Source organism: Streptomyces albidoflavus, assembly GCF_000719955.1.
Taxonomy (GTDB): Bacteria; Actinomycetota; Actinomycetes; order Streptomycetales; family Streptomycetaceae; genus Streptomyces; species Streptomyces albidoflavus.
Window position 1 is genome coordinate 17843 of the sequence record NZ_JOII01000030.1, and the last position, 12765, is coordinate 30607.

Consider the following 12765-nt stretch of genomic DNA (forward strand, 5'->3'; position numbering starts at 1 on the left):
GCGTGCGAACGCCGTCGACGGGCCGGGAATTTCACCCGGCCCGCCGACGCCCACGCAGGTAAAGCGATGGAGTTCTCGACCTTTCAGCAGGTCACAGCGTTTCCATGAGGTGCTGGAAAGCTGCTCAGCCGCCGTTCTCGATCTCCGCGATGATCATTTCCTCGATTTTCCCGGCGAGGCCGGAAACGGTCGGGAAATCAAACATCACACGGGCAGAGGGGTCGATGTCGAACATGGTCCGGACCCTAGCAATCACCCGAAGGCTCAGGACCGAGTTTCCGCCCAGGCTGAAGAAGTCCTCCTCGGCGCTCACCTGGTCCCACTCCAGGCCCAGCACCTCCGCCCAGATGTCGGCCACCGCCTCCTCGGTCGGCGTGGCCGGCGCCACGTAGGCGGCGGCCACCCCGTACTCCGGCGCGGGCAGCGCCCGCCGGTCGAGCTTGCCGTTGGTGGTGAGCGGCATCCGCTCCAGCGCCACGAAGGCGGCGGGGACCATGTACTCCGGCAGGGCCTCCGCCAGCGACCGGCGCAGCTCGCCCTGGTCGAAGCCGTCCGGCCCGTCCGGGGACTGGCCCGCCGGCACCACGTACGCCACCAGCCGGTGGTCGCCCGGCTGGTCCTCGCGGACCACCACGGCGCCCTGCGCCACCGACGGGTGCCCGGCCACCAGTGCCTCGATCTCGCCGAGTTCGATGCGGAAGCCGCGGATCTTCACCTGGTCGTCGTTGCGCCCGAGGTAGTCGAGGGTGCCGGAAGTGGTCCAGCGCGCCGTGTCGCCGGTGCGGTACATGCGGGCACCCGGCCCGCCGAACGGGTCGGCGACGAAGCGGGTGGCGCTCAGCCCCGGCCGCCCGAGGTAGCCGCGGGCCAGCCCGCCCCCGGCGATGTACAGCTCGCCCCTGACCCCGGCGGGCACCGGCCGGCAGGCCGCGTCCAGGACGTAGGCCCGCAGGTGGGGCAGGGCGCGGCCGATCACCGAGGCGGTGCCGGGCACGAGCGGTCCGGGCTGCGCCCGGTGGCTGGTGACGTGCACGGTGGTCTCGGTGATCCCGTACATGTTGACGAGGGCAGGGCCGCCCTTCCCGGAGCGCTCCACCCAGCCGGCGATGCGGCTCCAGTCCAGCGCCTCCCCGCCGAACACGACGGTACGCAGCGCCAGTTGCCCGTACAGCCCCGGCTCGCCGTCGAGTGCCTCGGTGAGGCGGTAGAAGGCCGAGGGGGTCTGGTTGAGCACGGTGACCCGCTCGCCGGCGAGGAGCCGCGCGAACTCCTCGGGCGCCCGGGCCGTGTCCAGGCCCACCACGACCAGCCGCCCGCCGTGGGCGAGGGCGCCCCACAGCTCCCAGACGGTGAAGTCGAAGGCGTACGAGTGGAACATCGTCCACACGTCGTCGGGGCCGAAGGTGAACTCCTCCTCCGCGGCGTGCAGCAGCCGCGCCACGTTCCCGTGGGTGACCACCACGCCCTTGGGGCGGCCGGTCGACCCGGAGGTGTAGATGACGTACGCCGCCGCGTCCGCGCGCACCACGGGACGCGGGGAGGGGCGCGCGGGTCCGTCGGCGAGGGCGCGCACGGTCTCCGGCGCGTCGAGCACCACCGTGCGCGCGCCCGCGCCGCCGGGCAGGGCGTGCGCGGCCTCCCGCGCGGTGACCGCCAGCTCCACCGCGCTGTCCTCCAGGAGGTACGCGATCCGGTCGGCCGGGGAGGCCGGGTCCACCGGGACGTACGCGCCGCCCGCCTTCAGCACCGCCAGGATCGCCACCACCAGCTCCGTGGAGCGGGGCAGTACCAGGGCGACGCGGGACTCGGGGCCGACGCCCCGCCCGGCGAGGTGGGCGGCGAGCCGGTCGGCCCGCGCGTCCAGTTCGCCGTAGCTGAGGGTGGTGTCCTGGAAGGTCACGGCGGGGGCGGCGGGGGCGAGCCGGGCCCGCTCCTCGAACCGGACGAGCGGGGAGGGGTGGGCCCCCGGTTCGTCCTGGCCGTACCGGGGCGCGGGGCCCAGGAGCCGGGCGCGCTCGTCCTCGTCCAGGAACTCGTGGCGGAGCAGCGGCCGTCCGGCCCCCGCGAAGCCCTCCTCGTCCAGGTCGGCGGTGAGGCGGTCGGCGAGGGTCAGCCAGTGCCGGACCAGCCGGGCGACGGTGGCGCCCTCGAAGAGGTCGCTGTGGACGGCGAGGGCCGACAGGCCGCCGTCCGCGTCCGGCTGGAACTCCAGGTGCAGGTCGAACTGGGCCGCCTCGCGCGGCGGCAGGAACTCCTCGGCGTGGACTCCGGGCAGCTCCAGCGCCGCCGGGGGCGTGTTCTGGAGCACCAGCATCGCCTGCACCAGCGGGGTGCGGCTGGTGTCGCGCTCGGGCGCCAGCTCCTCCACGAGGGTGCTGAACGGCACGTCCTGACGGGCGAACGCGTCCAGCACCGTGTGGCGGACCTCGTCCAGGAACTCCGCGAAGCTCAGCGACTCGTCGATCCGGGAGCGGAGCACCAGCGTGTTGACGAAGAAGCCCACCAGCCCCTCCGTCTCCGGGCGTTCCCGGCCCGAGACGACGGTGCCGAGCGCCAGGTCCCGGCGGTCGGTCCAGCGGGCCAGCACGAGCTGGGTGACGGCGGTGAGGACCATGAAGAGGCTGGCCCGGCGGGCGCGGCCGGCCCGCGTGAGCCGCTCGGTCAGCCCGGCCGGCACCGCGAAGGCGTACTGCGCGCCCCCCGTCTCCCGCACCGCCGGCCGGGGCCGGTCGGTGGGCAGGTCCAGGGGCTCCAGCCCGGCCAGCTGCTCGCGCCAGTAGGCCAGTTCCCCGGCGAGCGCCTCGCCGCCGAGCCGTTCGCGCTGCCAGACGGCGAAGTCCGGGTACTGGACGGGGAGTGCGGGCAGGGCGGCGTCCTCGCCGCGGACGGCGGCGGCGTACAGCTCGCTCAGTTCGCGGGTGATGATCCCCGTCGACCAGCCGTCGGTGACGATGTGGTGCATCGCCAGCACCAGGACGTGCTCCTCCTCGGCGACCGGTGCCAGCAGGACCCGCAGCAGCGGGCCGGTCCGCAGGTCGAAGGGGACGGCGGTGGCCAGGCGCAGCGCCTCGTCCAGCTCCACCTCCCGCACCGGCACCTCCAGGGCGGTGTGCACCACCTGGGTGCCGCGCCCGTCGACCGTGCCGAAGGTGGTCCGCAGCGCCTCGTGCCGCGCCACCAGCCCGGCCACCGCCGAGGCCAGTGCCGCGCGGTCCAGCCGCCCGGTCAGCCGCAGCCCCGTCACGACGTTGTACTCGACGCCGCCGCGTGCGAAGTCGTCCAGGAAGTACAGGCGTTCCTGCGCGAAGGAGAGCGGCAGCGGCTCGCCGCTCCGGCCCACCGGGACCACGCCGGCCTCGTCGGAGGCGGGCGCCACCGCGGCGGCCAGCTCCGCGACCGTCGGGTGGTCGAAGAGGGCGCGCGGGGTGAGGTCGCGGCTCAGCGCGGAGCGCACCCGGGAGGTGATCTTCAGGCTGGTGATGGAGTCTCCGCCGAGCGCGAAGAAGTCGTCACCGGTGCCGATCCGCTCCCGGCCCAGGACCTCGGCCCAGATCGCGCACAGGACCCGCTCCGTCTCCGTGCGCGGCGCGGCGTACTCCTCCCCGGCCGGGGCGAACTCCGGTGCGGGCAGGGCGCGCCGGTCGACCTTGCCGTTGACGGTCAGCGGCAGCGCGTCCAGCGCCACGAAGGCGCTCGGCACCAGGTAGGCGGGGAGCGTCGCCGCCAGATGGGCGCGGAGCTCCTCCTCCGCCACCGGCCGCCCGGCGACGAAGTAGGCGGCGAGGTACTTGCCGCCCGGCCGGTCCTCGCGGGCCAGCACGGTGCACTGGGTGAGGTCGGGGTGGGCCAGGAGCGCGGTCTCGATCTCGGCCGTCTCGATGCGGTAGCCCCGGATCTTGACCTGGGTGTCGGTACGCCCGAGGAAGTCGATGCGGCCGTCGCCGCGCCAGCGGGCCAGGTCGCCGGTGCGGTAGAGGCGTCCCCCCGGGTGGTGCGGGTCGGGGATGAACCGCTCGGCGGTCAGGCGCGGCTGGTCGTGATAGCCCCGGGCCACGCCGCTGCCGCCGAGGTACAGCTCACCCGGAACACCGACCGGCACGGGACGCAGGGTGCTGTCCAGGATGTAGGTGGACATCGTGTCCATCGGCGTGCCCAGCGGCGCCGGGCCGTCCGCCACGTCCTCGGCGGTCAGCGGGCCGCTGACGGCGAAGGTGGTGGTCTCGGTGGGGCCGTAGCCGTTGACCAGGGTCAGGCCCGGATGACGGGTCAGCAGGGTGTGGGCGGCATGGTGCGGGACCGCGTCGCCGCCGGTCCAGATCTCCCTCAGCCCGGCGAAGCACTCCGGGTCCTCTTCGACGAGGACGCCGAAGAGGGCGGCGGTGATCCACAGGGCGGTGACGCCGTCGGTGACGGCCTGGCGGATGGTGGCGGTGGTCAGGTCGCCGGTGGCGACGGTGACGGAGCCGCCGTTGAGGAGCGGCACCCACACCTCGTAGGTGGCGGCGTCGAAGGAGTGCGGGGAGTGGAACAGCACCCGGTCGTGGGCGCCGCCCGCGAAACGCCCGTCGGCGGCGAGGGCGGTGATGTCCGCGTGGGTGACGGCCACGCCCTTGGGGACGCCGGTGGAGCCCGAGGTGAACATGACGTACGCCAGCGAGTCCCGGTGGACGGCGGGCAGCACCACGTCCACGGGCGGTTCCGGCAGGGTGCGCGGGTCGAGGACGGGGACGCCCTCGGCGCCGGTGAGCGCGGCCGGGTCGCGGTCGGTGAGGACGAGGGTGGTGCCGCTGCGGCCGAGGATGTCGCGCCGGCGCTCCTCGGGGTTGGCGGGGTGCAGCGGCACGTACGCGCCGCCCGCCTTCAGTACGGCCAGCATGGTGAGGACCAGGTCGGCGGAGCGGTCCATCAGCAGGCCCACCCGGCTCTCGGGCACGACCCCCCGGGCGGCCAGCGCGCGGGCCAGCCGCTCGCTGCGCCGGTCGAGTTCGGCGTAGCTGAGGACGGTGTCCCCGGCGGTCAGGGCGGGGGCGTCCGGTGTGGCGGCGACCCGTCCGGCGAACACCTCCACCGTCGACCGGCCGGCGGGCCGGCCGCCCTGCCCGTTCCCCTGGGCGAGCAGCCGTTCGCGCTCCTCGTCGGGCACCGTCGGCAGGGCGCCCAGCTTCGCGCCGGCGTTCTCGGCGAGCGCCACCACCAGGTGCTCCAGGTGCGCGGCGAGACGGCGCACGGTGGCGGCGTCGAACCGCGCCGGGTCGTAGCCGAGGTCCAGCCGCAGCCGCTCCCCGTCGTACGCGGTGAGGGCCAGCGGGTAGTTGGTGGCCTCGGTGACCTCGATGTCGCGCAGCCGGAGACCGAAGCGGGCCGGTCCCTCGGTGTCGACGGGGTAGTTCTCGAAGACGACCAGGCTCTCGAAGAGCGGCGATCCGGGCGCCAGTTCCGTCGGCAGGGCGCTCAGCGGCAGGTGCTCGTGGCGCCGCCCCTCCGCCAGCGCGGCCTGGAGCCCGGCCAGCCAGGTGGCCACCTCCTCGCGCGGCTCCACCGCGACGCGCACGGGCTGGGTGTTGATGAACAGGCCCAGGATCTCCTCGGCGCCGGGCAGGTCGGCCGGGCGGCCCGAGACGGTGGTGCCGAACACCACGTCGGAGGTGCCCGCGTACTGGGCGAGCAGCAGCGCCCAGGCGCCCTGCACCACGGCGTTGACGGTGAGGCCGTGGCGCCGGGTGAAGGCGGTGACCCGCGCGGACACCTCCGGGGAGAGGTCCCGGACGGCGTGGTCCGAGGAGCGGCCGTGGCTCGCGCGGCCCTGCGCCGGACGGTCGTACGGCAGCGGGGTCGGCTCCTCGAAACCGGCCAGGCGCTCGCGCCAGTGGGCGAGTCCGGGGGCGGGGTCCTGCCCGGCCAGCCAGGTCACGTAGTCGCGGAACGGGGGCCGTTCGGAGCCCGCGCGGGCGACGGGCGCGTCCGGCGAGCCGGTCAGCGCCGCGTAGTCGGCGAGGACGTCGGTGAGGAGGGCGGCGGTGCTCCAGCCGTCGAGGAGGAGGTGGTGGAAGGTCCAGATCACCCGGACGCTCTCCTCGGCGCACCGGACCAGGGTGAGCCGCATCAGCGGCGCGGACTCCAGGTCGATCCCGCGCGCCAGGTCCTCGGCGAGGAGGTCGCGCAGCTCCGCCTCCAGGGCCTCGGCGCCCAGGCCCGACCGGTCCAGGGTGCGTACCGGCAGCGGGGCCCGCTCGTGCACCACCTGCACCGGCTGCCCGAGGTCCCGCCAGGCAACGGCGACCCGCAGCGCGTCCGAACCGGCCACCGCGCGCTCCCAGGCGGTGGCGAGCGCCGCCAGGTCGCGGGCGCCGTCCAGGGTGAAGGTGAACTGCTCCAGGTAGGACGGGGAGTCCGGTTCGGCCAGCGCGTGGAAGACCATGCCGGTCTGGAGCGGGGTCAGCGGATAGACGTCCGCCACGCCCCGGGCCGGACCGGTGCCCTTCGCGCGGGACAGCACGGTGTCGACCTCGGCCTGGGTGAGGCCGGCCAGCGGGAAGTCGGACGGGGAACGGCCGCCCGCGCCCGGCTCGGCGCAGTGGCGCAGGAAGTCCCGCAGCTCACCGGCCATGGCGTGGGCCAGCCGCTCGACGGTGTTCCGCCGCAGCCGCGCCCCCGAGTACGACCAGGTGAGGACGAGCCGGCCGTCCCGCACCTCCCCGATCACGTCCAGCTCGTGCGGGCGCGCCTCGGCCGGGGCGAACTCCCCGCCCGGGTTCATCCGGGCCGCCCGGTACAGGGCGCGCTCCCCGAGGCCGTCGAGCCGCCCCAGGTAGTTGAAGCTGATCCGGGGCTCGGGACGGTCCGGCAGGGCGTCGCCGAGGTGGCGCAGGGCGCCGTAGCCGATGCCCCGCTCCGGGACGGCCCGCAGCTGCTCCTTGACCGCCGTCACGGCCGGTCCCCATCCCTCGCCCTCCGGCAGCGCGAGCGCCACCGGGTAGATCGAGGTGAACCAGCCGACGGTACGGGTCAGGTCGAGGTCGGCGAAGAGCTCCTCGCGGCCGTGGCCCTCCAGGTGGACGGCGAGCCGGTCCCGGCCGGTCCAGCCGCGCAGGGTCCGGGCCAGCGCGGTCAGCAGGACGTCGTCGACCCGGGTCGCGTGGACCGGGGGCACCTCCGTCAGCAGCGCGCGGGTCTCCTCCGCGTCGAGCGCCACGGAGACCGTCTCCTGGGCGCCCACGGTGGCGTCGCCGTCCGGGTCGTCCAGCGGCAGCGGGCCGGTGTCGGCCCGCTCGGCGACCTCACGCCAGTACGGCAGCTGGGCGTCGAAGCCCCCGGCGGCGGTGTGCTCGGCCAGCCGCCGCGCCCACTGCCGTTCGGAGCTGGTCTTCGGGCCGAGGTCGACGTCCTGGCCCGCCCGCGCCTGCGCGTGGGCGGTGGCCAGGTCGTCGAGCAGGACGCGCCAGGAGACGCCGTCGGTCAGCAGGTGGTGGACGGTGAACAGGACACGTACGACGCTCTGTCCGGCACCGGCGGCCGGCTGCGCCGGGACCCCGGCGACCATCCGGACCAGCGGCCCCCCGGCCAGGTCGAACCCGGCCTGCGCCGCCTCGGCGGCCTGGCGCCAGACGGCCCCGCCCGCCGTGGAGGCGTCGTCGTCCGTGCCCGTCCCGGGCAGCTCGCACAGGCTGAAGACGGCGTCCGGTTCCGCCTGCGGACGCAGCTCCCCGGACCATCCGCCCCGCCCGTCGGGGCGGAAGACGGCGCGCAGCGCGTCGTGCTGGGCGAGGACGGCGGCGAGGGCGGTACGCAGCTCCTCGGGCGTGGTGCCGGCCGCCGGGGTGAACTCCACGGCCATGTTGAAGTGGTGCGGGGCCGTGGGGTGATGGGCGAAGAACCACTCCCGGATCGGGGTCGTGGCGGCCGGGCCGGAGAGCGCCCCCTGTTCGGCCTGGACGGCCGGGGCGGCCGAGGGGTGGGCCGCGAGGTGCGCGGCGAGGGCGGCCACGGTCTGCCGGGCGAAGATGTCCCGCGTCGTCAGTTCGAGCCCGGCCCGGCGGGCCCGCGAGACCACCTGGATGCTGAGGATCGAGTCGCCGCCGAGGCTGAAGAAGTTGTCCCGGGTGCCGACACGTTCCACCCCCAGGGTCTCCGCCCAGATCGCGCAGAGCGTCTCTTCGGCCGGGGTGCTGGGTGCGACGTAGCCGGTGGTCTCCTCGGCCGGGGCGGGCAGGGCGCGCCGGTCGAGCTTGCCGCTGGCGTTGAGCGGCAGCGCGTCGAGGGCGACGAAGGCGGCCGGGACCATGTACGCGGGGAGCCGGTCGCCCAGCCAGCCGCGCAGCACGTCCGGGCCGGGCCCGGAGGTCTGCTCCGCCGGGACGGTGTAGGCGACGATCCGGGGCGCGCCCGGCCGGTCCTCGCGGACCACGGCGGCTGCCTGGCCGACCTCGGGGTGGGAGGTCAACGCGGTCTCGATCTCGCCGAGTTCGATGCGCAGGCCGCGGATCTTGACCTGGTCGTCGGTGCGGCCGAGGTAGGTGAGGGTGGGACCAGGCGCAGCCACCGGTCGCGGACGGTCAGGTGGGCTTCGGCCACGGGGGTGCCGATCGGCGGGGCCCCGGTCAGCCCGGCGTCCAGGGCGGTGCTGATGCTGGCCGCCACGGTGATCTCGGTGGGCCCGTAGGCGTTGAGCAGGCGGCGGCCCGGCGCCCAGCGCCGCACCAGATCCGGGGTGAGGGCTTCGCCGCCGGTGGCGAGGACGGCGAGGTCGGGCAGGGCGGGGGCGTCGGCGGGGATGCTGGCGAGGACGGTCGGCGGGATCAGGGTGTGGCTGATCTGCCGGGTGGCGAGGGTGTCGTGGAGGTCCTGGCCTGCCAGGGCGCGGCCTTCGTCGGGGATGACGAGGGTGGCGGCGCCGGAGAGGGCCATGAGCAGTTCCATGACGGAGGCGTCGAAGCCCGCCGAGGCGAGCTGGAGCACGCGTGCGTCCGGGCCGATCGAGAACCGTTCGCCGAGGGCGGCGGTGAAGGCCGCGATGCCGCGGTGGGTCACCAGAACGCCCTTGGGGCGGCCGGTGGAGCCCGAGGTGTAGATCATGTAGGCGCCGGCGTCGAGCGGAACGTCGGCCACCGGTGCCGGGCCCGGCAGTTCGGGCAGCTCGTGCCACTCCCGCAGGGTCTGCGGCGTGACGACGAGGGCGGCGCCGCTGTCCTCGCGGACGAAGAGGGACCGGTCCTCGGGCCATTCCGGGTCCATGGGGACGTAGATGCCGCCGAGCCGGGTGATGGCGAGCAGCACGGTCAGCCACTCGACCCCTCGGGGGAGCGCCACCCCGACCCGTACCTCCGGGCCGACGCCCAGGGCGGCGAGGCGGCGGGCCACCCGCTCCACCCGTACGTCGGTCTCGGCGTACAGCAGGTTCTCGTCGCCGCAGATCACGGCGGTGCCGGTGGTGCCACGCGCGGCGACGCGGGAGCGCCAGAGGGCGCCCAGGGTGACCGGGGTCTGTCCGGTGCCGGTGCGCGAGACGCCCCAGCCGTGGAGCAGGGTTTCCCGCTCCTCGCCGGTGACCAGCTCCACCTGGCACAGGGGACGGGCGGCGCCCTCGCCGACCACGGCGGAGGCCAGCTCCACCCAGTGGCGGCCCAGCCGCTCCACCGTCGCCCGGTCGAACAGGTCGGTGCTGTACTCGATCTCGGCGCTCAGCCCGCCCTCGCGGCTCCAGAACTCGAAGGTCAGGTCGAAGCGGGCGGCGTCGCGGGGGACGGCGGCCCGCTCGGCGGGCAGCCCGGCGAAGGAGGTCAGCTCCGCGAAGGCGTTCTGGAGGACGACGGCGGCCTGGACCAGCGGGGTGCGGCTCGGGTCGCGCTCCGGCGCCAGCGCCTCCACCAGGCGGTCGAAGGGCACGTCCTGGTGGGCGAAGGCTTCCAGCGTGGTCTCGCGGACCTCCGCCAGGAGCCCGGCGAAGGAGCGCGACTCGTCGACCCGGGAGCGCAGTACCAGGGTGTTGACGAAGAACCCGATCAGGTCCGCCGTCTCCCGCTGCTCGCGCCCGGAGGTGACGGTGCCGAGCGCGAGGTCCTCGCGGCCGCTCCAGCGGGCCAGCAGCAGCTGGGTGAGGGCGGTGACCACCATGAAGAGGCTGGCGCGTTCGGTACGGCCGAGCGCCGCCAGCCCCTCGGCCACCCCGGGCGGCACGGCGAAGGTGTGCACGGCCCCGGCGGAGGTGCGGACGGCCGGGCGGGGCCGGTCGCCCGGCAGCTCCAGCGGCTCCAGTCCGGCCAACTGCTCGCGCCAGTAGGCCACCTGGCCGTCGAGCGCGTCACCGGCGGTGGCCTCGCGCTGCCACAGGGCGTGGTCGGCGTACTGCACGGGCAGCGCGGGGAGCCCCGCCTCCGGGGCGCCGGTCAGCGCGGCGGCGTAGAGCGCGCCCAGGTCGCGGACGAGGACACCCGCCGACCAGCCGTCGGTGACGATGTGGTGGAGCGTCGCCATGAGGATGTGCGCGTCGGGGCCGAGACGGACCGTCAGGATCCGCAGCAGGGGTCCGGTGCGCAGGTCGAACGGGGCGGCGTGCTCGGCCGCGAGCGCCGCGTCGAGGGCGGCGGGGCGCTCGTCCTCCCCGAGCCCGGAGAGGTCGGTCTCGCGCACCGGTGTCCGCGGTGCGTCGGCGGGGGCGTGCACCACCTGCACCGGGCGGCCGTCGTCGGAGCGGAAGACGGTCCGCAGGGTCTCGTGGCGCGCCACCAGCGCCGCCACCGCCCGTGTCAGGGCCGCGCTGTCCAGCTCCCCGGTGATCCGCAGGGCGGCCGAGGTGTTGTACTCGCTGCTGTCCGGGTCGAACTCGTGCAGGATCCACAGGCGTTGCTGCGCCGGGGCGAGCGGCACGACGGGGCCGCGCCCGGTGCGCGGTACGGCGGCCGGGGCGGGCGCTGCGGAGCCCTCCTCCGCCGCCGCGTCGGCGGCCGCCGCCAGTTCGGCGAGGACCGGCCGCTCGAAGAGGGCGCGCCAGGGCAGCGCGACGGAGGTCTCGGCCCGCAGCCGGGTGACGACCTGGAGGGCGAGGACCGAGTCGCCGCCGAGGTCGAAGAAGTCGTCGTCCGCGCCGACCTCGCCGGCGTGCAGCACCTCGGACCAGATCGCGGCGAGCCTCCGCTCGGTGGCGGTCCGGGGCGCGGTGCGGGGCCGGTCGGCGCGGTCGTCGGCGGCCGGTGCGGGGGCGGGCAGGGCGAGCCGGTCCAGCTTGCCGTTGGCGGTCAGCGGCAGCGCGTCCAGGACCACGAAGGCGGCCGGGACCATGAACTCCGGCAGCCCGGCGGCGGCGTGGGCGCGCAGGGCGCGCGGGTCCAGGGTGCGGCAGGGCTCCGCGACGAGGTAGGCGACCAGGCGCTTGGCGCCCGGCCGGTCCTCGCGGACGGTGACGACGGCGCTGCGGACGTCCGGGTGGGCGGCGAGCACCGCCTCGATCTCGCCCGGCTCGATGCGCAGGCCGCGGATCTTCACCTGGTGGTCGCCGCGCCCGCCGTACTCCAGGGTGCCGTCGGTGCGCCAGCGGACCACGTCGCCGGTGCGGTAGAGCCGGTCCGCCGAGCCGGTCGGGTCGGCGGTGAAGCGGGCGGCGGTCAGGGAGGCCTGCCCGTGGTAGCCGCGCGCCAGCGGCCCTCCGAGGTACAACTCGCCCCAGGCGCCCACCGGAACGGGCCGCAGCGCCTCGTCGAGGACGAGGGTGCGGGCGCCCGGGACGGGCGTGCCGATCGGGTACGGGCCGCCCGTGCCCGGTGCGAGCGGCGCGCTCAGGGTGGTGCAGACGGTGGCCTCGGTCGGGCCGTAGGCGTTGACGACCCGGCGCCCGCCCGCCGCCCAGCGGTCGACCACGTCCTCCGGGCAGCTCTCACCGCCGATGACGAGGGTCCGCAGCTCGGGCAGGTCGCCCTCGGGCAGGGTGCTGAGAACGACCGGGGGCACCATGAAGTGGCTGATCCGGCGCCCGGCGAGCAGCCGCAGCAGCTCCTCGCCCATCGGCTGGCCCTCGGCGAGGACCAGGGTGGCGCCGGCGGTCAGGGTCATCAGGACGTCGGCCATCGCCACGTCGAAACTGGGCGAGACGTACTGGAGGATCCGGCTGCCCGAGTCCAGCGCGAGCGCGTCGATGTGCGCGGCGGCCAGGCCGGGCAGGCCCGCGTGCGGGACGACGACGCCCTTGGGGAGGCCGGTCGAACCGGAGGTGTAGATCATGTACGCCGCGTCGTCCGGTCCGGGCGCGGGCGCCTCGCCGGCGTCCTCACCGGGCGCCTGCGCGCCGGTGAGCCCCGCCAGGTCCAGGACGCCCCCGGCCGGGGCGGCGCCCGCCGGGACCTGCTCCGCGTCGCGGACGAGCAGGACGTGCGGGGCGCTGTCGCCCAGGACGTGGGCGATGCGCGCGGCCGGGTAGCCGGGGTCGACCGGGACGTACACGCCGCCCGCCCGCAGGACCGCGAGGAGCGCGGTGACCTGGGCGGCGGAGCGGTCGAGGCAGACCCCGACGGTGTCCCCGCGCCGCACTCCGCGCCCGCGCAGCAGCCGGGCCAGCCGGTTCGCGTCCTCGTGGAGCCGGCGGTAGGTGAGGCGGACCCGCGGGTCCTCGACGGCCAGGGCGTCCGGGGCGGCCGCCGCCCGGGCCGCGACCGCCTCCAGCACGGTGGTCCCGGGCAGCTCCGGGCGCGGGCCCGTGGTCCAGGCCGGCGGGACCGCCTGGCCTGCGGCGTGGACGGGCGCGGTGGTGCGGTGCGGCGAGGACGCCGTGGTCATGAA

Annotated in this window: 2 protein-coding genes; both read right to left on the reverse strand. The window is 75.8% G+C overall.

Features of this window, described 5'->3' with window-relative positions; all coding sequences use genetic code 11:
- Positions 1–124: 124 nt before the first annotated feature.
- A complete protein-coding gene (locus IF45_RS31595; RefSeq protein ID WP_256671113.1) occupies positions 125–8539 on the reverse strand; it encodes a non-ribosomal peptide synthetase in 8415 nt (2804 codons plus the stop codon).
- Positions 8437–12762 (reverse strand): non-ribosomal peptide synthetase, encoded by a 4326-nt coding sequence (locus IF45_RS34535; protein ID WP_256671114.1) that lies wholly within the window; start codon positions 12760–12762, stop codon positions 8437–8439. The genes IF45_RS31595 and IF45_RS34535 overlap by 103 nt, the downstream gene beginning before the upstream one ends.
- Positions 12763–12765: the final 3 nt, after the last annotated feature.